Origin of the sequence: Burkholderia diffusa (assembly GCF_001718315.1) — a bacterium.
In the GTDB taxonomy this organism is placed as follows: domain Bacteria; phylum Pseudomonadota; class Gammaproteobacteria; order Burkholderiales; family Burkholderiaceae; genus Burkholderia; species Burkholderia diffusa_B.
On sequence record NZ_CP013362.1, the window covers coordinates 1,919,369 to 1,939,759 of the forward strand.

Annotated in this window: 21 protein-coding genes and 1 pseudogene; 11 read left to right on the forward strand and 11 right to left on the reverse strand. The window is 65.4% G+C overall.

Translation table 11 applies throughout. The features are described from left to right. Position 1: 1 nt before the first annotated feature. The 5 genes from WI26_RS08830 (at position 2) to WI26_RS08850 (ending at position 4,497) form a co-directional block, all read left to right on the forward strand. Positions 2-1,024 carry a glycosyltransferase gene (locus WI26_RS08830; RefSeq protein ID WP_059464370.1) on the forward strand — a complete coding sequence of 341 codons (1,023 nt, stop codon included), beginning with the start codon at positions 2-4 and terminating at the stop codon, positions 1,022-1,024. Then, on the forward strand, positions 1,021-1,968 hold the full coding sequence (locus tag WI26_RS08835) for a formyltransferase (RefSeq protein WP_059464369.1): 948 nt from the start codon (positions 1,021-1,023) through the stop codon (positions 1,966-1,968). The genes WI26_RS08830 and WI26_RS08835 overlap by 4 nt, the downstream gene beginning before the upstream one ends. Then, a complete protein-coding gene (locus WI26_RS08840) occupies positions 1,965-3,020 on the forward strand; it encodes a bifunctional UDP-4-keto-pentose/UDP-xylose synthase (protein ID WP_059464368.1) in 1,056 nt (351 codons plus the stop codon). Before WI26_RS08835 ends, WI26_RS08840 begins: the two co-directional genes overlap by 4 nt. A gap of 12 nt (positions 3,021-3,032) precedes the next feature. Further along, the gene (locus tag WI26_RS08845; RefSeq protein ID WP_059538091.1) at positions 3,033-3,929 is read left to right on the forward strand and encodes a polysaccharide deacetylase family protein; all 897 of its coding nucleotides are present in this window, start codon (positions 3,033-3,035) and stop codon (positions 3,927-3,929) included. Positions 3,930-4,035: 106 nt separating this feature from the next. Beyond that, positions 4,036-4,497 carry a peroxiredoxin gene (locus WI26_RS08850; RefSeq protein WP_059464366.1) on the forward strand — a complete coding sequence of 154 codons (462 nt, stop codon included), beginning with the start codon at positions 4,036-4,038 and terminating at the stop codon, positions 4,495-4,497. A gap of 192 nt (positions 4,498-4,689) precedes the next feature. On the opposite strand, the pseudogene WI26_RS33315 reads toward WI26_RS08850, so the two are convergent. Next, positions 4,690-4,934, reverse strand: a pseudogene (locus WI26_RS33315) (hypothetical protein); the annotation flags it as partial. Here WI26_RS33315 and WI26_RS08855 point away from each other — a divergent pair. Continuing rightward, positions 4,830-6,638, forward strand: a complete 1,809-nt coding sequence (locus WI26_RS08855) for a PhoH family protein (protein WP_069225769.1) — start codon at positions 4,830-4,832, stop codon at positions 6,636-6,638. The pseudogene WI26_RS33315 and the gene WI26_RS08855 sit on opposite strands and share 105 nt — an antisense overlap. 237 nt (positions 6,639-6,875) lie before the next feature. Further along, on the forward strand, positions 6,876-7,934 hold the full coding sequence (locus tag WI26_RS08860; protein WP_069225770.1) for a C40 family peptidase: 1,059 nt from the start codon (positions 6,876-6,878) through the stop codon (positions 7,932-7,934). A gap of 115 nt (positions 7,935-8,049) precedes the next feature. Here WI26_RS08860 and WI26_RS08865 read toward each other — a convergent pair whose 3' ends face one another. The 10 genes from WI26_RS08865 to WI26_RS08910 all read right to left on the reverse strand — a co-directional run bounded on the left by WI26_RS08865 (position 8,050) and on the right by WI26_RS08910 (position 15,687). Continuing rightward, positions 8,050-9,060 (reverse strand): inorganic phosphate transporter, encoded by a 1,011-nt coding sequence (locus WI26_RS08865; protein ID WP_059464363.1) that lies wholly within the window; start codon positions 9,058-9,060, stop codon positions 8,050-8,052. Positions 9,061-9,070: 10 nt separating this feature from the next. Then, on the reverse strand, positions 9,071-9,697 hold the full coding sequence (locus tag WI26_RS08870) for a DUF47 domain-containing protein (RefSeq protein WP_044847234.1): 627 nt from the start codon (positions 9,695-9,697) through the stop codon (positions 9,071-9,073). A 146-nt stretch (positions 9,698-9,843) separates the two neighbouring features. Continuing rightward, positions 9,844-11,226 (reverse strand): replicative DNA helicase, encoded by a 1,383-nt coding sequence (locus WI26_RS08875; protein ID WP_044847233.1) that lies wholly within the window; start codon positions 11,224-11,226, stop codon positions 9,844-9,846. A 135-nt stretch (positions 11,227-11,361) separates the two neighbouring features. Further along, positions 11,362-11,814: a 50S ribosomal protein L9 gene (gene rplI / locus WI26_RS08880; RefSeq protein ID WP_059449913.1), complete on the reverse strand. Its 453-nt coding sequence runs from the start codon at positions 11,812-11,814 to the stop codon at positions 11,362-11,364. Positions 11,815-11,841: 27 nt separating this feature from the next. Then, a complete protein-coding gene (gene rpsR / locus WI26_RS08885; RefSeq protein ID WP_004193360.1) occupies positions 11,842-12,117 on the reverse strand; it encodes a 30S ribosomal protein S18 in 276 nt (91 codons plus the stop codon). A gap of 4 nt (positions 12,118-12,121) precedes the next feature. Continuing rightward, positions 12,122-12,421 carry a primosomal replication protein N gene (priB, locus tag WI26_RS08890; RefSeq protein ID WP_006486250.1) on the reverse strand — a complete coding sequence of 100 codons (300 nt, stop codon included), beginning with the start codon at positions 12,419-12,421 and terminating at the stop codon, positions 12,122-12,124. 40 nt (positions 12,422-12,461) lie between these two features. Further along, entirely contained in the window at positions 12,462-12,836 is a 375-nt protein-coding gene (gene rpsF, locus WI26_RS08895; RefSeq protein WP_006755436.1) for a 30S ribosomal protein S6, read from the reverse strand. Positions 12,837-13,076: 240 nt separating this feature from the next. Further along, positions 13,077-13,976 carry an anti-sigma factor family protein gene (locus WI26_RS08900; RefSeq protein ID WP_069225771.1) on the reverse strand — a complete coding sequence of 300 codons (900 nt, stop codon included), beginning with the start codon at positions 13,974-13,976 and terminating at the stop codon, positions 13,077-13,079. Continuing rightward, positions 13,966-14,613 (reverse strand): RNA polymerase sigma factor, encoded by a 648-nt coding sequence (locus WI26_RS08905; RefSeq protein ID WP_069225772.1) that lies wholly within the window; start codon positions 14,611-14,613, stop codon positions 13,966-13,968. Before WI26_RS08905 ends, WI26_RS08900 begins: the two co-directional genes overlap by 11 nt. A gap of 162 nt (positions 14,614-14,775) precedes the next feature. Next, positions 14,776-15,687 carry a LysR family transcriptional regulator gene (locus WI26_RS08910; protein ID WP_059449916.1) on the reverse strand — a complete coding sequence of 304 codons (912 nt, stop codon included), beginning with the start codon at positions 15,685-15,687 and terminating at the stop codon, positions 14,776-14,778. Between the two features lie 171 nt (positions 15,688-15,858). Here WI26_RS08910 and gcl point away from each other — a divergent pair, with 171 nt between their 5' ends. The 4 genes from gcl (at position 15,859) to lysM (ending at position 20,351) form a co-directional block, all read left to right on the forward strand. Then, positions 15,859-17,634, forward strand: a complete 1,776-nt coding sequence (gene gcl, locus WI26_RS08915) for a glyoxylate carboligase (protein ID WP_059511179.1) — start codon at positions 15,859-15,861, stop codon at positions 17,632-17,634. 44 nt (positions 17,635-17,678) lie between these two features. After that, positions 17,679-18,488, forward strand: coding sequence for a hydroxypyruvate isomerase (gene hyi / locus WI26_RS08920; RefSeq protein ID WP_011657073.1), 810 nt, complete (start codon positions 17,679-17,681; stop codon positions 18,486-18,488). Between the two features lie 40 nt (positions 18,489-18,528). After that, positions 18,529-19,422: a 2-hydroxy-3-oxopropionate reductase gene (locus WI26_RS08925; protein WP_059464358.1), complete on the forward strand. Its 894-nt coding sequence runs from the start codon at positions 18,529-18,531 to the stop codon at positions 19,420-19,422. A 458-nt stretch (positions 19,423-19,880) separates the two neighbouring features. Then, a complete protein-coding gene (gene lysM / locus WI26_RS08930; RefSeq protein ID WP_021162125.1) occupies positions 19,881-20,351 on the forward strand; it encodes a peptidoglycan-binding protein LysM in 471 nt (156 codons plus the stop codon). The last annotated feature ends 40 nt before the right edge of the window (positions 20,352-20,391 follow it).

Consider the following 20,391-nt stretch of genomic DNA (forward strand, 5'->3'; position numbering starts at 1 on the left):
CATGAATCACCCTGAAGCACGCGCCGGGCATCCGGGCGCCGCGAACCCGGAGGTATCGGTCATCATCCCCGTGTACAACGAGGAAGACGGCCTGGCCGCGCTGTTCGCGCGGCTGTACCCGGCACTCGACGCACTCGGCACGTCGTACGAAGTGATCCTGATCAACGACGGCAGCCGCGACCGCTCGGCCGCGATGCTGGCGGACCAGTTCCACGTACGCCCCGACACGACGCGCGTCGTGCTGCTCAACGGCAACTACGGCCAGCACATGGCGATCCTCGCCGGCTTCGCGCAGTCGCGCGGCGACATCGTCATCACGCTCGACGCCGACCTGCAAAACCCGCCCGAGGAAATCGGCAAGCTGATCGCGAAGATGCGCGAGGGCTACGACTACGTCGGCTCGATCCGCAAGCAGCGTCAGGACAGCCTGTGGCGGCGCAAGGCATCGCAGATGATGAACCGGTTGCGCGAGCGCATCACGCGGATCAAGATGACCGACCAGGGCTGCATGCTGCGCGCGTACAGCCGCCGCATCATCGACACGATCAACGTGTGCGGCGAAGTCAACACGTTCATCCCCGCGCTGGCCTATACGTTCGCGCAGAACCCGACCGAAATCGAGGTCGCACACGAGGAACGCTTCGCGGGCGAGTCGAAATACTCGCTGTACAGCCTGATCCGGCTGAACTTCGACCTCGTGACGGGCTTTTCGGTCGTGCCGCTGCAGTGGCTGTCGTTCATCGGCGTGATCCTGTCGCTCGGCTCCGCCGCGCTGTTCGTGCTGCTGCTCGTGCGCCGTTTCATCGTCGGCGCGGAAGTGCAAGGCGTGTTCACGCTGTTCGCGATCACGTTCTTCCTGCTCGGCGTGATCATCTTCGCGCTCGGCCTGCTCGGCGAATACGTCGGCCGCATCTACCAGCAGGTGCGCGCACGGCCGCGCTACCTGATTCAGGCCGTGCTCGAACAGCACGACGGCATGCCGGCTGTGCCGGCCGGCACGAACCGCACGGGGGTGTCGCAATGAAGCCGCGCGCCGTCGTCTTCGCGTATCACAACGTGGGCGTGCGGTGCCTGCAGGTGCTGCTGGCGCGCGGCGTCGACGTCGCGCTCGTCGTCACACACGAGGACAACCCGAACGAGAACATCTGGTTCGGCAGCGTCGCATCGGTTGCCGCCGAGCACGGGATCCCGGTGGTCACGCCGGCCGATCCCGCCGATCCGGCACTGCGCCGCGCGGTATCAGACGCACGGCCGGACTTCATCTTCTCGTTCTACTACCGCCACATGCTGCCGGCGGACCTGCTCGCGATCGCGCCACGCGGCGCGTACAACATGCACGGTTCGCTGCTGCCCAAGTACCGGGGTCGGGTACCGACCAACTGGGCCGTGCTGAACGGCGAAACGGAAACCGGCGCGACGCTGCACGAGATGGCCGCGAAGCCCGACGCCGGCGCGATCATCGGGCAGACCGCAGTGCCGATCCTGCCGGACGATACGGCCACGCAGGTGTTCGACAAGGTGACGGTGGCCGCCGAGCAGACGCTCTGGCGCGTGCTGCCCGCGCTGCTCGCGGGCGATGCGCCGCATCTGCCGAACGATCTCGCGAACGGCAGCTATTACGGCGGACGCAAACCGGAGGACGGCCGCGTCGACTGGTCGAAGCCGGCCGCGCAGGTCTACAACCTGGTTCGCGCGGTCGCGCCACCGTATCCCGGCGCGTTCACCGACGTCGGCGGCACGCGGTTCGTGATCGCCCGCGCGCGCCTCGCGGCGCCCGGCAGCGCGCTCGCCGCGGCCGCGGCGGATTTGCCGCCCGGCCTGCACGTAAGCGATAATGCGCTATTCGGCGTCTGCGGCGACAGCCGCGCCCTATCCATTCTCGAGCTGTGGCAGCAGCGCGACGGTAGCGAAACCGTCGTGACGCCCGCGGAATTCGCGCAGTTCATTCATTCTTCCCGTCATTCATGAAAGCAAAAAAAGTCCTGATCCTGGGTGTGAACGGCTTCATCGGCCATCACCTGTCGAAGCGCATTCTTGAAACCACCGATTGGGAAGTGTTCGGCATGGACATGCAGACCGATCGGCTCGGCGACCTCGTCAATCACGAGCGGATGCATTTCTTCGAGGGCGACATCACGATCAACAAGGAGTGGGTCGAGTATCACGTGAAGAAGTGCGACGTGATCCTGCCGCTCGTGGCGATCGCAACGCCCGCGACCTACGTCCAGCAGCCGCTGCGCGTGTTCGAGCTCGACTTCGAGGCGAACCTGCCGATCGTGCGATCGGCGGTCAAGTACGGCAAGCACCTCGTGTTCCCGTCGACCTCCGAGGTCTACGGCATGTGCTCGGACGAGCAGTTCGACCCGGATGCATCGGCGCTCACCTACGGCCCGATCAACAAGCCGCGCTGGATCTACGCGTGCTCGAAGCAGCTGATGGACCGCGTGATCTGGGGCTACGGGATGGAAGGCCTGAACTTCACGCTGTTCCGTCCGTTCAACTGGATCGGCCCGGGCCTCGACTCGATCTACACGCCGAAGGAAGGCAGCTCGCGCGTCGTCACGCAGTTCCTCGGCCACATCGTGCGCGGCGAGAACATCAGCCTCGTCGACGGCGGCTCGCAGAAGCGCGCGTTCACCGATATCGACGACGGCATCAGCGCGCTGATGAAGATCATCGAGAACAAGAACGGCGTCGCGTCGGGCAAGATCTACAACATCGGGAATCCGAAGAACAACTTCTCGGTTCGCGAGCTCGCGCACAAGATGCTCGAACTGGCCGCCGAATACCCGGAATACGCGAGCTCCGCGAAGCAGGTGCAGCTCGTCGAAACGACGTCCGGCGCGTACTACGGCAACGGCTATCAGGACGTGCAGAACCGCGTGCCGAAGATCGACAACACGATGCAGGAGCTCGCATGGGCGCCGCAATCGACGTTCGACGACGCGCTGCGCAAGATCTTCGAAGCGTATCGCGGCCATGTCGCCGACGCGCGCGCGCTGGTCGAGCAGCAGAACTGACGGGACGCTCGCTTGGCTCGTATCGTCCTAAAGATCGACGTCGACACGCTGCGCGGCACGCGCGAAGGCGTGCCGAACCTCGCCCGCATCTTCGACCGCTTCAGTGCGCGCGCGACTTTCCTCTTCAGCCTCGGGCCCGATCACACGGGCTGGGCGCTGCGGCGCGTGTTCCGCCCGGGCTTCCTGAAGAAGGTGTCGCGCACGTCGGTGGTCGAGCATTACGGCGTGAAGCAGCTGATGTACGGCGTGCTGCTGCCGGGCCCCGACATCGGCCGCCGCGCGATCGCCGACATGCGCGCGATCCACGAGGCCGGCTTCGAATGCGGGATCCACACGTGGGATCACGTGTACTGGCAGGACAACGTGCGCGTGCGCGATCGCGACTGGACCGCGCGTGAAATGCAGAAGAGCCACGCGCGCTTCGTCGACATCTTCGGCGCGCCGCCCGTCACGCACGGCGCGGCCGGCTGGCAGATGAACGACGCGGCCTTCGAGCAGATCGACGCCTGGGGAATGCGCTACGCGTCCGACGGTCGCGGCCATTCGCCGTACCTGCCGGTCGTCGGCGGCCGCACGCTGTCGCACGTGCAGATGCCGACCACGCTGCCGACGCTCGACGAAGTGCTCGGCATCGACGGCATCGACACGCACAACGTCGCCGCGCATATCCTGAAGTTCACGCAGACCAATCCGCACGACCAGGTCTTCACACTGCACGCGGAACTGGAAGGCCAGAAGCTCGCGCCGGTGTTCGAGCAATTGCTCGCCGGGTGGCGTGCACAGGGCCATACGTTTGCGACGATGGGCGATTACCACGCGACGCTGGACCGCGACTCGTTGCCATCGTACCCTGTCACGTGGGGCGAAATTCCCGGCCGCTCCGGCGAACTGATCGTCCAGCCCGACTGAGTTCGCGCGCCGGTGCAGCCGGCCCCGCCCGTGCGGCGCGCCGCCGCGACGTCCCGCCGTACCGCGCCGCCCGAGCGGCGCCTTTCCATAACAACAGGAGAAACACGTGTCCGTCGAAGTTGACCGTCAAGTTCCCGATTTCACCGCACCGGCGACGGGCGGCGACATTTCGCTGTCCGACCTGAAGGGCAAGAAGCTCGTCCTGTATTTCTATCCGAAGGACAACACGCCGGGCTGCACCACCGAGGGCCTGCAGTTCCGCGATCTCTATCCGAAGTTCAAGAAGGCCGGTGCCGAAATCATCGGCGTGTCGCGCGACAGCCTGCGCTCGCATGACAACTTCAAGGCAAAGCTCGAACTGCCGTTCCCGCTGATTTCCGATGCCGACGAAGCGCTGTGCGCGCTGTTCGATGTCATCAAGATGAAGAAAATGTATGGCAAGGAAGTACGCGGAATCGAGCGTTCGACGTTCCTGATCGACGCCGATGGCGTGCTTCGCCACGCATGGCGCGGCATCAAGGTGCCCGGCCACGTGGACGACGTGCTAAGTGCTGTACAAGCGCTTTGAGCCGCGTTATATTGGGCCGCAATGAATGCCAGTTCGCCCCATATTTCTCGTAGCTGCACCGGTGCCCGTTGCGTTGCTTCCCGGCACCTGACGCGCATTACGACGGTATCAGCCGAGCCGCATGCCCCTGTCGACGGGGCAGCGGCTTTTTTTATGGACTGCGCGCCGGCCCTCGGTCCGGCCCTCACCCCGTCAAGGAGCTGATCGACACTTAGGCGAACCGGCTAAACGAAATTCCTGTGCGCCACCGCGCGCAAACTGCATGCGTGCACGTCACGCAGGATGCGATCAGCGGCGCACTTCATGCGACACGATTCCTCCCGAGGGACACCATGCCTTTGCCTACCCCCCCCAGCAAGCTCGGCAGCCTGCTGCCGCCCGACGAATACAAGGCGAAAGCGCGGCCCGCGAAAGCCGCGAAGAAATCCGCCGAAGGGGACGCATCCACAGCCGGTGACTATGGCCCGGCCAGCGTGGCCCAACCGATGACCGAAGCCGCGAACACGGCCGCGCCGCTGCGCGCCGTCGCGTCGACGGCGCAAGAAGCCGCGAGCACATCGGCACGCGGCCGCAAGACCAAACAGACCGCGGCGCTGCTGCAGCCGATGCAGGCGCCGGTCGAAGCCACGCCCGTCGCGCCGGTCGAGGCACGCCACGACAAGCCCGCCGCAGGTAAACCGGCCGCGGCGCCCGCACGCGATACCGGCGCCGCGACGAAGTCGCGCGGCCGCAAGCCGGCCGAAGCCGAACTGCAGAAGCTGTTCGTGCTCGACACCAACGTGCTGATGCACGACCCGAGCAGCCTCTTCCGCTTCGAGGAACACGACGTCTATCTGCCGATGATGACGCTCGAGGAACTCGACAACCACAAGAAAGGAATGTCGGAAGTCGCGCGCAACGCGCGCCAGGTGAGCCGCACGCTCGACGCACTGGTCGCCGACGCGGGCCCGATCACGAACGGCATTCCGCTGTCGCGCCTCGGCAGCCGCGAGGCGCTCGGCCGCCTGTACTTCCAGACGACGCTCACCAACATTCCGCCCGTCGAAGGCCTGCCGGAAGGCAAGGCCGACAATCAGATCCTGGGCGTCGTGCGCGCGCTGCAGCGCGATCGGCCGGACCGCCAGGTCGTGCTGGTGTCGAAAGACATCAACATGCGGATCAAGGCGCATGCGCTCGGCCTGCCCGCGGAAGACTACTTCAACGACCAGGTACTCGAGGACAAGGACCTCCTCTATACCGGCGTGCGCGAGCTGCCGCAGGATTTCTGGACCAAGCATGCGAAAGGCATGGAGAGCTGGCAGGACACGAAGACGGGCACTACGTACTACCGCGTGACGGGCCCGCTGGTCGCGTCGATGCTCGTCAACGAGTTCGTCTATCTCGAGCCGCAGAACGGCGAGCCGACGTTCCATGCGATCGTGCGCGAGTTGAACGGGAAGACGGCGCTGCTGCAGACGCTGCGCGACTACAGCCACCACAAGAACAACGTGTGGGGCATCACCGCGCGCAACCGCGAGCAGAACTTCGCGCTGAACCTGCTGATGAACCCCGAGATCGACTTCGTCACGCTGCTCGGCCAGGCCGGCACCGGCAAGACGCTCGTCGCGCTCGCGGCCGGCCTCGCGCAAGTGCTCGACGACAAGCGCTACAACGAGATCATCGTGACGCGCGCGACCGTCCCCGTCGGCGAGGACATCGGTTTCCTGCCCGGCACCGAGGAAGAGAAGATGCAGCCGTGGATGGGCGCATTCGACGACAACCTCGAAGTGCTGCAGAAGACCGACGATGCAGCCGGCGAATGGGGCCGCGCGGCGACGCAGGAGCTGATCCGTTCGCGCCTGAAGGTGAAGAGCATGAACTTCATGCGCGGCCGCACGTTCGTCGACAAATACCTGATCATCGACGAAGCGCAGAACCTCACGCCGAAACAGATGAAGACGCTCGTCACGCGCGCGGGTCCGGGCACGAAGATCGTGTGCCTCGGCAACATCGCGCAGATCGACACGCCTTACCTGACCGAAGGCAGCTCGGGCCTGACCTACGTCGTCGACCGCTTCAAGGGCTGGGGCCACAGCGGCCACGTGACGCTCGCGCGCGGCGAACGCTCGCGGCTCGCCGACTACGCGTCGGACATCCTGTAACGCGCGACCGGCTGCTCGCCAGTCAATCGACGCCATGCGGCGCTCCGATTCCGGAGCGCCGTTTTTATTTTTGGGGTCGGAAGCATTCGTCACGCTTCGTTACGCACCAGCCTCACTTACGCGCGAAACTTCAAGTAAATTCTCAGGAATGGTTGCCTAAGCCCCGTCGGTACGTCTACCATCGGGTCTGTCTGTTGTCATACGATTCGCGAGCGCCTCACGCTCGTCCGCCTTGTCATGCTTCGAATCTGGGTTCCCGTTGCCGTCGTTTCACTGCTCGCGGCCTGCTCCAGCGTGCCGCCGCAGTCGGCTTCGCGCACCTCCGGCATGAAGATCACGACGCCGCGCGCGTTCCCTGCACCCGCCAATTTCCCGAAATTCGTCGATCACAGCGTCGGTCAGGAAGAAATCTCGATCCAGGCGATGAGCCTCGTCGGCGTGCCGTACCGCTGGGGCGGCAACACGCCGACAAGCGGCTTCGATTGCAGCGGGCTCGTGCGCTACGTGATCGGCCGCGCGGCCGACGTGAACCTGCCGCGCACGACCGCCGACATGAGCAGCCGTGGCGTGTCGATCGACCCCGACCAGGTCGCGCCGGGCGACCTGATCTTCTTCAATACGACCGGACGCCCGCATTCGCACGTCGGCATCTACGTCGGCAAGCTGCGCTTCGTGAATGCGCCGTCGACCGGCGGCACCGTGCGGCTCGACTACCTGACGAACCCATACTGGGCCAAGCGCTTCGACGGCATTCGCCGTGTCGCGCCGCCGCGCGGCACGCCAACGCCGTTCGATGCGCCGACCTACGAGGCACGACGCGATGCACCGGCGGCCACACCTGCGCCGGTCGTCGCAACCGCCACGCCGCGGCAGCCGGCCTACGCTTCGTCGCAAGCCGGCGCGGCCCCGTCACCGGCGCCGGTCATGCAGGCGGCATCGGTCGTATCGACCGCAGCCGTTGCCCCGGCAGCCGCCGCGCCCGCCGATCCGTACGAGCCTCCGCCGGCGCGCATGCCGGCAGCCCCGCAGCAGTCGGCGCCCGCGAATGGCGACATGACCGCGATGACGGCGAATGCAGCCCCGACGGAAATCGGCACGCAGATTCCAACCACGGCATTGACGGCTGCCCAGGCTGCCGCGTTCGATGCGGAGCCGCCTCCCGCGGCCGCCGCGCCGTCGCCGCGCGGCATCGAGCCCGTTCAGGTGCTGCGCGCGTCGACGCAATCCGCGCCGCTCGGCCCACGCGCCGGCACCACGGATGACCCGATCGCCCGCTTCGCGAACGGCAGTTACTGACCAGCCCATCCCGGCGGCAACCTCGCCATTCGCGGCCCCTTTCCCGACCAGCAAAGAAAATGCGCCGCAACCTTTCGGTTTGCGGCGCATGTCGCGTCGTCCTGCAGCGTTGGAATCAGAAGATCTGATGTCCGACCCACCATCCGCCCGCGGCAATCAGCGCGGACGCCGGAATCGTCAGCACCCAGGCCCACACGATGTTGCCGGCAACGCCCCAGCGCACGGCCGACAGCTTCTGCGTCGCGCCGACGCCGACGATCGCACCGGTGATCGTGTGCGTGGTCGACACCGGAATGCCGAGGAACGATGCGATGAACAGCGTGATCGCTCCGCCGCTCTCGGCACAGAAACCGCCGACCGGCTTGAGCTTCGTGATCTTCTGGCCCATCGTGCGAACGATGCGCCAGCCGCCGAACAGCGTGCCGAGACCCATCGACAGGTAGCACGCACCGATCACCCACGCGGGCGGCGCATCGGAGGTCGCCGACGCATAACCCGACGCGATCAGCAGCATCCAGATGATGCCGATCGTCTTCTGCGCATCGTTGCCGCCATGGCCCAGGCTGTACAGGCCGGCCGACAGCAGCTGGAACCGGCGGAAGCGCCGATCGACCTTGCTGGGTGCGGTACGGAAATACAGCCACGACACGCCGAGCATGAATAGCGAGCCGAGGATGAAGCCGAGCAGCGGCGAGATGAAGATGAACGCGACGGTCTTCATCAGGCCGTCGATGTTCAGCGAGCTCCAGCCCGATTTTGCGAGCGCGGAGCCAACGAGGCCGCCGATCAGCGCATGCGACGAGCTCGACGGAATCCCGTAATACCACGTGATCACGTTCCAGCCGATCGCACCGACCAGCGCGCCGAACACGACGTAGTGGTCGACGATTTCGGGATCGATCGTGCCTTTACCGACCGTCTGCGCGACTTTCAGGTGGAAGATGAAATACGCGATGACGTTGAACGCGGCCGCGAACACCACGGCCTGCTGGGGTTTCAGCACCCCGGTCGACACGACGGTGGCGATCGAGTTCGCCGCGTCGTGGAAGCCGTTCATGAAGTCGAATACGAGCGCGACGAGCACCAGCGTCGCGACCATCCATAGGGCGAGTTGTATCGAATGCATCGTGGTCCGCTCAGGCGTTTTCCAGCACGATGCCTTCGATGATGTTCGCGACGTCCTCGCACTTGTCGGTGATCTCCTCGAGCAGTTCGTAGATCGCCTTCAGCTTGATGAGCGTCTTCACGTCGTCTTCCTCGCGGAAGAGCTTCGACATCGCCGCGCGCAGCACGCGATCGGCCTCCGACTCCCAGCGGTCGATTTCCTCGCACTGCTTGAGGATCTGCGCCGACTGCTTCATGTCGGACAACAATCCGACGGCCTGCTGCACGTGCTGCGCCGACTGCGTGACGATGTGCGCGAGCTGGCTCGCCTCGGACGTGACGGACTGCACGTCATACAGCGACACGGCCGTCGCGACGTCTTCCATCAGGTCGAGGATGTCGTCCATCGTCGTGATCAGCTTGTGGATCTCGTCGCGATCGAGCGGCGTGATGAAGGTCTTGTGCAGCAGATCGATCGCTTCATGCGTGAGCTTGTCAGCGGCCTTCTCGGCGGTCTGCACGTTTTGCTTGTGAATCTCGGCGTCGGCGAGATTGTCGATCAGCAGTTCGAGCTCGCGGCCACCGGAAACGATGTGCTTCGCGTGCGCGTTGAAGAGTTCAAAGAACTTGCCCTCGGTGGGCATGAATCGACCGAACATGGGATTCCTGAGAGATTGTCAAACGACTGTCACGAAAACGGGCGATATTGTACCGTTTTCGGTTGCGACGCGACGCGCGCATATGCGCGCGCCGGGATTGGATACAACGCTTGGTGAAATAAGGGTTTACATCTGGCGAAGAAGTGTTATTCGCCGTAGAAGTTCTGCGCCCCCGCAAAATTGTCGAACTTCGTGTATTGACCCAGGAACGTGAGCCGAACGGGCCCGATCGGGCCGTTACGCTGCTTGCCGATGATGATTTCGGCCGTACCCTTGTCCGGGCTGTCCGGGTTGTAGACCTCGTCACGATAGATGAACAGGATCACGTCGGCATCCTGTTCGATTGCGCCCGATTCACGCAAATCGGACATCACCGGACGCTTGTTCGGACGCTGCTCCAGCCCGCGGTTCAGCTGCGACAGCGCGATCACCGGCACGTCCAGTTCCTTGGCCAGACTCTTCAGCGATCGCGAGATTTCCGAGATTTCGGTCGCGCGGTTCTCGCCCTGCGACGAACCCGACATCAGCTGCAGGTAATCGACGATGATCAGGCCGAGCTTTCCGCACTGGCGTGCCAGACGCCGCGCGCGCGAGCGCAATTCCATCGGGTTCAGGCCGCCCGTCTCGTCGATGAAGAGCTGCGCCTCGCTCATCTTCTGCACCGCGTGCGTCAGCTTCGGCCAGTCCTCGTCCGTCAGCCGGCCGGTACGCATCCGATGCTGATCGAGCCGGCCGATCGAGCCGAGCATACGCATCACGAGCTGGGTGCCCGGCATTTCCATCGAGAATACCGCGACCGGCAGCCCGTACTCGACCGCGACGTATTCGCCGATGTTCATCGAAAATGCAGTCTTACCCATCGACGGTCGTCCCGCGACGATGATCAATTCGCCGCCGTGCATCCCGGACGTCATCCGGTCGAGGTCGACGAAGCCCGTCGGCGTGCCCGTGACGTCGCTCGGGTTCGCGGTGTGATACAGCGTGTCGATGCGCTCGACGACCTGCGTGAGCAGCGGGCCGATCTCGAGGAAGCCCTGGTTGCCGCGCGCGCCTTCCTCGGCGATCGAGAACACCTTCGATTCGGCCTCGTCGAGCAATTGGCGGACTTCCTTGCCCTGCGGATTGAACGCGTCGGCCGAGATTTCGTCGGCAACCGACACAAGCCTGCGCAGCACCGCGCGGTCCCGTACGATTTCCGCGTAGCGGCGAATGTTCGCGGCGCTCGGCGTGTTCTGCGCGAGTGCGTTCAGGTAGGCGAGGCCGCCGACGTCGTCGGCCTTGCCGGACGTGGTCAACGCTTCGTACACGGTCACGACGTCGGCCGGGCGCGTCGACGCGATCAGCCGGCCGATGTGCTCGTAGATGATCCGGTGGTCGTAGCGATAGAAGTCGCCCTGCGATAAAAAGTCGGCAATCCGGTCCCATGCCGCGTTGTCGAGCAACAGGCCGCCGAGCACCGACTGCTCGGCTTCGACCGAATGCGGCGGGACTTTCAGCGATTCGATTTGAGGATCTTGCGGCGCGTTCATGGGTTGGGATTATCGCGAATTGATCGCGGCAGCGCTACCGCCACGGCGATCGGGCAATAAAAAAGGCAGGCCCCGGTTGCCCGGGCGCCTGCCCTTGTCCGGACGGCGGAAGCCGCCCGGCAAGCTTGCGTACGCTTACGCGTGGTCGCCGATCACGTTGATCGTGACGTCGACGACGACGTCCGTATGCAGCGCGATCTGAACGACGTGCTCGCCGATCATCTTCAGCGGGCCTTCCGGCATGCGAACTTGCAGCTTCTCGACTTCGAAACCTGCCTTCTTCAGCAGTTCCGCAACGTCGCCGTTCGTGACCGAGCCGAACAGACGGCCGTCGACGCCCGACTTTTGCGTGATTTCGAACGACTGGCCGTTCAGCTTCTCGCCGACTGCCTGCGATGCCGCCAGCTTTTCAGCGGCGATCTTTTCGAGTTCAGCGCGGCGAACTTCGAATTCGGCGATCGCTTCCTTCGTTGCACGGCGAGCCTTGCGGTTCGGGATCAGGAAGTTGCGAGCGTAACCGTCCTTGACCTTGACGATATCGCCCAGGTTGCCCAGATTGGCGACTTTTTCCAACAGAATGATTTGCATTCGAATTCTCCTTATTGCGTCGCCTGATTACGCCTTGTGCTGATCGGTGTACGGCAGCAGCGCGAGGAAACGCGCACGCTTGATTGCCGTATCCAGCTGACGCTGATAGTGCGCCTTCGTACCCGTCAGACGAGCCGGCGTGATCTTGCCGTTTTCGCCGATGAAGTCCTTCAGCGTTTCCGTGTCCTTGTAGTCGATCTGCTCGACGCCGGCAGCCGTGAAACGGCAGAACTTCTTGCGCTTGAAGAGCGGGTTTTGTTGCTGACGACGCTTGTCGAATTTCTTACCAGTCGGGCGGGCCATGATTTCAGTCCTTTCCTATGTCCTGCAATGCAGTGATGTGAAACACCAAGGTTCTCGCGTTGCGGCTTTTCTTTGCCAGGAAGCCCGTGAACAGCGTTTCGACGCCCATTTCACGACTTTCCAGCTTGCCGCTCGCCTCACCGGCCGCCACCGCCTCGATCGTCATTTCGACCTGACGGGGAATGCCTGCTTCGACGACTTCCGTGCGGTGATGCAACGTGGCGCTTGCGATCGGAACACCTGCCGGCGTATATCGCACCGGTGCGCGTTCGACGACGCTCGCCGTCAATTGCAACCTGTTCACGTGAGTGGCGCGCTCCTTGATGGCTTAATGAGTGACGAACTTAAGCCTGCGCTTCGGTCGGCTGAGCTGCAGCCGCCTTCTTGGCTTCTTCGCGCTGAACTTCCTTCATCATCGGCGACGGGCCGGTTTCGGCCTTCTTCATCTTGACGATGAGGTGGCGCAGCACGGCGTCGTTGAACTTGAACGCGTGTTCGAGTTCGTCGAGCGTCGTCTGGTCGCACTCGATGTTCATGCAGACGTAGTGAGCCTTCGCGAGTTTCTCGATCATGTAGGCCAGCTGGCGACGGCCCCAGTCTTCGACACGGTGGATCTGGCCGCCGTGCGTCGTGATCGTGGTCTTGTAACGCTCGATCATCGCGGGCACTTGCTCGCTCTGATCGGGGTGCACGATGAATACGATTTCGTAATGACGCATTACACACTCCTTGTGGATTGAAGCCACCCGGGCGTCTGAACCGGTGTGGCAAGTGAGAAGCCGAAGATTCTAACCCGGATACGGGGCGCATGCAACACCGATCGACGATTTCCGACCGGATTCGGCCATGTTTTCAAAGACTTGAACGGCACCGGCAGCTGAAAGGACTGTCGGTGCGCCAGTTCAGAAATCGGGGATGGAGCATCGCGCACGGGACGACGGGCCGGCGACGCGCTGCCGTCACTCGCTGCGCGGCCCGCCCAGCCGTGCGTCGAGCGCCGTCCTGAACGCGGCCAGCGCCGACGGCTCCGCATCGGTCACGGCCCACCACGTCATTCCGGCCGCATCCCAACGGTCGAGCGCGTAACCCTGCGACACGGTCGCGTACGGCGCGGCCTGCCGCCCAACGCCGGCCGGCCACACATACACGTCGATCACGTGCTGCCGGTATCGGTAGACGAGCACCGCGACGCGGCGTCGTCCCACATAGTCGAGCCGGCCGCCGGCCAGCGGGAAGCCGCTCGCCGACAGGTCCTCGACCGGTGGCGCATAGTCGAGCCGGCCGTTGAACCACGGCTTGACCGTGTGCCGGTCGGTCGAGATCACATCGATGTCGCGCGCCGACAGGCCGGCCCGCACGTGGCTCGCGACCAGTTCGTCGACCGTCTGGCCGGTTTCGGCGTGGCGCGCGGACACCGCCATCCCGGCGGCCGCGGCCAGCGCGACCACGAGCGCCACGCCCCAGCCGAGCCCCGGCAGCGCCGGTGCACGCGGCCCCGGCCCGGCAGACGCCGGGCGAGCCGGATCGCCGCGCCCGGTCGGCCATGAGAACCAGCGCCGACCGTTCGGCCGAGGTCGCGGCCGCGCCGCCACGTCGGGTTCCGCTTCCGCACGGGCCTGCCTGCGCTCCCCCGCACCGCCGGCCGCCGGCAGTTGCGCGAGGATGCTCGCCCGCAGCGCGTCCGGCGCGCGGTGATAGTCGGCCTGCCGCACGATCCGCCCCAGCGCGACGATTCGTTCGCGTTCGCGGCGGCACGCGTCGCACCCGTCGACATGCCGCTGGACGCGCAATGCATCGGGCGCCGACAGCTCGCGGTCGACGTCCGCGTCCAGCAACGCTCGCGCTTCGTTACAGTCCATCGATCGCCTCCGATGCGGTTCCGCTTGCCGACGCACTTCCCGGCGCGGGTTTGGACGTCGACGCCGGCGCCGCCGTGTCGCCCAGCAGCGCGGCGAGCCTGCGCCGGCCGCGCGCAAGCCGCGACATCACGGTGCCGACGGGCACGTCGGCGATCGCCGCGATCTCGCGGTAACTCAAATCCTCCATCTCGCGCAGCACCAGCACCTCGCGATATTCGGGCGGCAGCTTCGCGAGCGCCGCGTTCACCAGCCGCACGTTCTCGCCGCGCAGCAGGCGCGCGAGCGGATCCTCGGTCGCCGGCTGCCAGTCGTCGGGCGCGTCCGTGTCGTCGAGCGTGTCGGGCAGCGCCACCTCGTGCGCGTGGGTGCGGCGGCGCCACTCGGTGTACCAGGTGTGGCGCACGATCGTCAGCAGCCACGGCCGCGCGTTGTCGCCGCGACACGAATCGACGAAGCGCAGCGCGCGCATGCACGCATCCTGGACGACGTCGTCGGCATCGCCCGCGTTGCCGCTCAGCCAGCGCGCGAGGTTGTACGCGGCGTCGAGATGCGGCAGCACGAGCGCGCGAAACCGCTCGCCGCGCGCGAGCGCGTCGTTCTCCGTCCGTTCGTCGACCGCCTGTCCGGCTTGCCCCACGTGGCCTCCCTGGTCCCGGCGGCCGAAGCCGCGCCCGTTCCGCGCCCGGTGCCCGGACAGACCGGCAGCGTGCGCACTCGATGACCTTACCGCCGCTGCGTCGAGTTTATTCCCGCAGGAAGCCGACGATGCGCAAAAAAATGCGGGAACCTGCCGCGTCCGTCACGGCGTGCTGCTCCAGTAACCGGGACGCGCATACGCTTCGCGCAGGTAGTCGATGAAGTAGCGCACGCGCGCGGGCACGTAGCGCTGCTGCGGATAGACCGCGAGGATGTCGTAGTCGGGCAGCGCATATTCGTCGAGCACCGTCTCGAGTTCGCCCGTTTCGAGCTGGGCGGCGATTTCCCAGGTCGAGCGCCAGCCGAGCCCGAGGCTTTCGGCAACCCAGCGGTGCAGCAGCTCGCCGTCGTTGCAGTCGAGATTGCCGGTCACCCGCATCGTCACGATCTTGCCGTGGCGCTGGAAATACCAGCCGCGATTCTGGCCGCCCTGCAGGTTGAAGGCGAGACAGTTGTGCTTGAGCAGGTCGTCGAGCGACTTCGGCCGGCCGTGGCGGCGGAAGTACTCGGGCGTGCCGCACACGACGCGCCGGTTCGACGCGAGCTTCACCGCGACGAAGTTCGGGTCGACCGAGCCGCCGATCCGGATCGACAGGTCGTAGCCTTCGCGCACGAGATCGACGACGCGATCGGTCAGATTGAACGACAGCTGCATTTCCGGCTTGTCGGCGAGGAAACCGGGCGCGTGCGGCGCCACGTGCTTGCGGCCGAACGCGGCCGGCGCCGACACGATCAGGTGCCCGCTGACCGCGCGGCGGCCGGCGGCCAGTTCGTTTTCGGCCTGATCCCATTCGGACAACAGCCCGCGGCAGCGCTCGAGGAACGCGGCGCCCTCCTCGCTGACCACCAGCCGCCGCGTCGAGCGGTACATCAGCTTCACGCCGAGGCGCTTCTCCAGCGCGTCGATGCGCCGCCCGAGCACCACCGGCGACACGCCCTCCTCGAGCGCGGCCGCCGCGAGGCTGCCCGCGTCCGCAACGCGCACGAACGTCTCGATCTGCTTGAAACGATCCATCTCCCGCCTCCGTCCCGGCTCCGACACCGGCGGGAAACCCCGTCCGGCCGTCATTCCATACTTTTAGTTTCGAAATAAGCGACTTCGGCTGATCTTATCAAACCTTTCCTGCATCCCTAAAGTGTTCCCAACAGACCGATTCGCAAGATCCGCACATTCAAGGAGACATTCATGGCCAAGATGAGAGCCGTCGACGCAGCCGTACTCGTGCTCGAGAAGGAAGGCATCCAGACCGCGTTCGGCGTGCCGGGCGCGGCAATCAACCCGTTCTATTCCGCGATGCGCAAGTCGGGCGGCATCAGCCACGTACTGGCCCGCCACGTCGAGGGCGCGTCGCACATGGCCGAAGGCTTCACGCGCGCCGCACCGGGCAACATCGGCGTGTGCATCGGCACGTCGGGCCCCGCCGGCACCGACATGATCACCGGCCTCTACTCCGCATCGGCCGACTCGATTCCGATCCTCGCGATCACGGGCCAGGCGCCGCGCGCACGTCTGTACAAGGAAGACTTCCAGGCCGTCGACATCGAGTCGATCGCCAAGCCCGTGACCAAGTGGGCCGTCACCGTGCGCGAGCCGGCGCTCGTGCCGCGCGTGTTCCAGCAGGCATTCCACCTGATGCGCTCGGGCCGCCCGGGCCCGGTGCTGGTCGACCTGCCGATCGACGTGCAGCTCGCCGAGATCGAATTCGACATCGACACGTACGAACCGCTGCCGGTCTACAAGCCCGCGGCGACCCGCGCGCAGATCGAGAAGGCGCTCGCGATGCTCAACGACGCGGACAAGCCGCTGATCGTGTCGGGCGGCGGCGTGCTCAACGCGGCGGCCGAAGACCTGCTCGTCCAGTTCGCCGAAACGATCGGCGTGCCCGTGATCCCGACGCTGATGTCGTGGGGCGCGATTGCCGACGACCACCCGCTGATGGCCGGCATGGTCGGCCTGCAGACGTCGCACCGCTACGGCAACGCGACGATGCTTGCGTCCGACTTCGTGCTCGGCATCGGCAACCGCTGGGCGAACCGCCACACGGGCAGCGTCGAGGTCTACACGAAGGGCCGCAAGTTCGTGCACGTCGACATCGAGCCGACCCAGATCGGCCGCGTGTTCGGCCCGGATCTCGGCATCGTGTCCGACGCGAAGGCCGCGCTCGAGCTGTTCGTCGCCGTCGCGCAGGAATGGAAGGCCGCGGGCAAGCTGAAGGATCGCAGCGCGTGGGTGTCCGAGTGCCAGGAACGCAAGCGCACGCTGCAGCGCAAGACCCACTTCGACAACGTGCCGGTCAAGCCGCAGCGCGTGTACGAAGAGATGAACAAGGTGTTCGGCCGCGACACGTGCTACGTCAGCACGATCGGCCTGTCGCAGATCGCCGCCGCGCAGTTCCTGCACGTGTTCAAGGCACGCAACTGGATCAACTGCGGCCAGGCCGGCCCGCTCGGCTGGACGATCCCCGCCGCGCTCGGCGTGCGCGCGGCCGACCCGCGCCGTCCGATCGTCGCGCTGTCCGGCGACTACGACTTCCAGTTCATGATCGAGGAGCTGGCCGCCGGCGCGCAATTCAAGCTGCCGTACGTGCACGTCGTCGTGAACAACTCGTACCTCGGGCTGATCCGCCAGGCGCAGCGCGCGTTCGACATGGACTACTGCGTGCAGCTCGCATTCGACAACGTCAACGCACCGGAGCTGAACGGCTACGGCGTCGACCACGTGGCGGTCGCCGAAGGCCTCGGTTGCAAGGCGCTGCGCGTATTCAAGCCCGAAGAGATCGAGCCGGCGCTGAAGCAGGCGCAGGCGCTCGCGGAAGAGTTCAGCGTGCCGGTCGTCGTCGAAGTGATCCTCGAGCGCGTGACGAACATCTCGATGGGCACCGAAATCGACGCGATCAACGAGTTCGAGGAACTCGCCGAGAAGGCCGAGCACGCGCCGACCGCGATCTCGATGCTCGACTGATCCGCACGACATCTTTTGACTGACCGACCGAAGAGGCTTAGCTCATGCCGAAGTTTGCTGCAAACCTGACCATGCTGTTCAACGAAGTGCCGTTCCTCGACCGCTTCAAGGCGGCCGCCGACGCGGGCTTCGACGCCGTCGAGTTCCTGTTCCCGTACCCGTACGCGAAAGAGGAACTCGCCGAGCGGCTCGAGACGCACCGCCTGCGCCTCGTGCTGCACAACCTGCCTGCCGGCAACTGGGACCAGGGCGAACGCGGCATCGCGTGCCTGCCCGATCGCGTCGGCGAGTTCCAGGAAGGGGTCGGCCGTGCGATCGAGTATGCGAAGGCGCTGAAGGTGCCGCAGCTGAACTGCCTCGTCGGCATCCCGTCGGCGAGCACGGCGCGCGACAAGACGTTCGTCACGATCGTCGACAACCTGCGCTTCGCCGCCGATGCGTTGAAGCGCGAAGGCATCCGTCTGCTGGTCGAGCCGTGCAACAGCTTCGACATCCCGGGCTTCGCGCTGAACCGCTCGTCCGAAGGGCTCGACGTGATTCGCGCGGTCGGCTCGGACAACCTGTTCCTGCAGTACGACATCTATCACATGCAGCGCATGGAAGGCGAACTGGCCGCGACGATCGAACGCAACCTCGCATCGATCGGCCACGTCCAGCTCGCGGACAATCCGGGCCGCAACGAGCCGGGTACGGGCGAGATCAACTACGCGTTCCTGTTCGCGCTGCTCGACCGGCTCGGCTACGCCGGCTACGTCGGCTGCGAATACAAGCCCCGCACCACCACGACGGAAGGGCTCGGCTGGCTGCAAAGCGTCGCCGGCTGCGCACCGGGCTCGGCGCGTCGCGCCGCCTGAGATCCGCCCTTCCCTTTCGCCCCCTATAGGAGACTTTCACATGGCAACCATCGGTTTCATCGGCCTCGGCATCATGGGCGCGCACATGGCGCGCAACCTGCTCAAGGGCGATCATCAGCTCGTCGTGAACGGTGCGTTCCCGATCCCCGACGACCTGCGCGCCAGCGCAAAGGTCGTCGCGAACTCGACCGAAGTCGCGCAGCACGCCGACATCATCATCTCGATGGTGCCGGACACGCCCGACGTGCGTAACGTGCTGTTCGCCGACGACGGCGTCGCGAAGGGCCTGACGGCCGGCAAGCTCGTGATCGACATGAGCTCGATCTCGCCGCTCGACACGCAGGAGTTCGCGAAGCAGATCAACGCGCTCGGCTGCGACTACCTCGACGCGCCGGTGTCCGGCGGCGAAGTCGGCGCCCGCGAAGCGACGCTGACGATCATGGTCGGCGGCCCGGAGAAGGCCTTCGAGCGCGCAAAGCCGCTGTTCGAGAAAATGGGCAAGAACATCACGCTCGTCGGCGAGAACGGCGCGGGCCAGACCTGCAAGGTCGCGAACCAGATCATCGTCGCGCTGAACATCGAAGCGGTCGGCGAAGCACTGCTGTTCGCCGCACGCTCGGGCGCCGATCCGGAGCGCGTGCGCCAGGCGCTGATGGGCGGCTTCGCCGCCTCGCGCATCCTCGAAGTGCACGGCGCGCGCATGACGAAGCGCACGTTCGATCCCGGCTTCCGTATCGAGCTGCACCAGAAGGACCTGAACCTCGCGCTGGACGGCGCACGCAAGCTCGGCCTCGCACTGCCGCACACGGCGAGCGCGCAGCAGCTGTTCAGCGTGTGCGCATCGCACGGCGGCAAGGCGTGGGATCACTCGGCGCTCGTGCGTGCGCTCGAAATCATGTCGAACTTCGAGATCGGCCAGACGCCGGCCGCGTAACGCCGACGCAACGACGCGCGTTTCGCTGCAACGGCGAACGCGCGACGCACACACGCGATCCGGCTGCGGCCGGTCGCATCGATGCGCGCCTGCGTGCGTGCATCGCGATGGGGCGCCCCGCCGTGCATTGCCGACATGCATGCGCGGCGGGGCGAAAAACGCCGCTCTGGGCTGAGAGCGGCGTGGTGGGGTCCGCAGCGGCACCCGGCGGCGCCGGGGAAGCCTTGGTCGGTCAGACGTCGTCGTCGGGTGTCCGCCTGTCGGATTTCGCGTATTACATTTCTTTACGTTCGGGCGTGCGATTTTTCATGCAATCGTCGCGATGAACGCCTACACTTTCGCCACGCCTTTCGAGAAATCCGCCGCGCTTGCGCTCACTGCCGTGAGCGCCCCCAGCGCGGTGTTTTTTTCGCCACTTCACGGCGCGTTTTCTTTTCAACCACCTAGGGAGTGCAGCGATGGGTCTTCTTTCGTTTATCAAAGAGGCGGGTGAAAAACTGCTGGGTCACGCCGATGCGCAGGCAGCGGAAGATCCGAATGCCGCGAACCAGACCGCGGCCGATGCGATCAAGAACTACATCAACACGCAAGGTCTCGATACGTCGAATCTGACCGTCGCGTTCGACGGCGCATCGCGCACCGTCACGCTGTCGGGCAGCGTCGCCGACCTCGACACGAAGGCGAAGGTCAAGGTCGCGGCCGGCAACGTGCAAGGCGTCGCGGGCGTCAATGACGACGATCTGCAGCCGGACGATCCGGAAGTTCAGTACCACGACGTGAAGCCGGGCGACACGCTGTCGGCGATCGCCAAGGAAGTGTATGGCGACGCGAACAAGTACCCGGCAATCTTCGAGGCGAACAAGCCGATGCTGTCGAGCCCGGACCGGATCTATCCGGGCCAGAAGCTCGTGATTCCGCCGCAGTCCTGAGCATTCGCGCAGGATTGACGCAAAAAGGCAGGCCGACTGG

Bases quoted from the DNA above. Each gene is read 5' to 3' on its own strand.
- hyi (WP_011657073.1), top strand. From the start codon at position 17,679: ATGCCGAAGTTTGCTGCAAACCTGACCATGCTGTTCAACGAAGTGCCG.
- WI26_RS08840 (WP_059464368.1), top strand. From the start codon at position 1,965: ATGAAAGCAAAAAAAGTCCTGATCCTGGGTGTGAACGGCTTCATCGGC.
- WI26_RS08925 (WP_059464358.1), top strand. From the start codon at position 18,529: ATGGCAACCATCGGTTTCATCGGCCTCGGCATCATGGGCGCGCACATG.
- WI26_RS08830 (WP_059464370.1), top strand. From the start codon at position 2: ATGAATCACCCTGAAGCACGCGCCGGGCATCCGGGCGCCGCGAACCCG.
- rpsF (WP_006755436.1), bottom strand. From the start codon at position 12,836: ATGCGTCATTACGAAATCGTATTCATCGTGCACCCCGATCAGAGCGAG.
- gcl (WP_059511179.1), top strand. From the start codon at position 15,859: ATGGCCAAGATGAGAGCCGTCGACGCAGCCGTACTCGTGCTCGAGAAG.
- WI26_RS08870 (WP_044847234.1), bottom strand. From the start codon at position 9,697: ATGTTCGGTCGATTCATGCCCACCGAGGGCAAGTTCTTTGAACTCTTC.
- WI26_RS08865 (WP_059464363.1), bottom strand. From the start codon at position 9,060: ATGCATTCGATACAACTCGCCCTATGGATGGTCGCGACGCTGGTGCTC.
- WI26_RS08900 (WP_069225771.1), bottom strand. From the start codon at position 13,976: ATGGACTGTAACGAAGCGCGAGCGTTGCTGGACGCGGACGTCGACCGC.
- WI26_RS08835 (WP_059464369.1), top strand. From the start codon at position 1,021: ATGAAGCCGCGCGCCGTCGTCTTCGCGTATCACAACGTGGGCGTGCGG.
- lysM (WP_021162125.1), top strand. From the start codon at position 19,881: ATGGGTCTTCTTTCGTTTATCAAAGAGGCGGGTGAAAAACTGCTGGGT.
- WI26_RS08875 (WP_044847233.1), bottom strand. From the start codon at position 11,226: ATGAACGCGCCGCAAGATCCTCAAATCGAATCGCTGAAAGTCCCGCCG.
- rpsR (WP_004193360.1), bottom strand. From the start codon at position 12,117: ATGGCCCGCCCGACTGGTAAGAAATTCGACAAGCGTCGTCAGCAACAA.
- WI26_RS08910 (WP_059449916.1), bottom strand. From the start codon at position 15,687: ATGGATCGTTTCAAGCAGATCGAGACGTTCGTGCGCGTTGCGGACGCG.
- WI26_RS08860 (WP_069225770.1), top strand. From the start codon at position 6,876: ATGCTTCGAATCTGGGTTCCCGTTGCCGTCGTTTCACTGCTCGCGGCC.
- WI26_RS08855 (WP_069225769.1), top strand. From the start codon at position 4,830: ATGCCTTTGCCTACCCCCCCCAGCAAGCTCGGCAGCCTGCTGCCGCCC.
- rplI (WP_059449913.1), bottom strand. From the start codon at position 11,814: ATGCAAATCATTCTGTTGGAAAAAGTCGCCAATCTGGGCAACCTGGGC.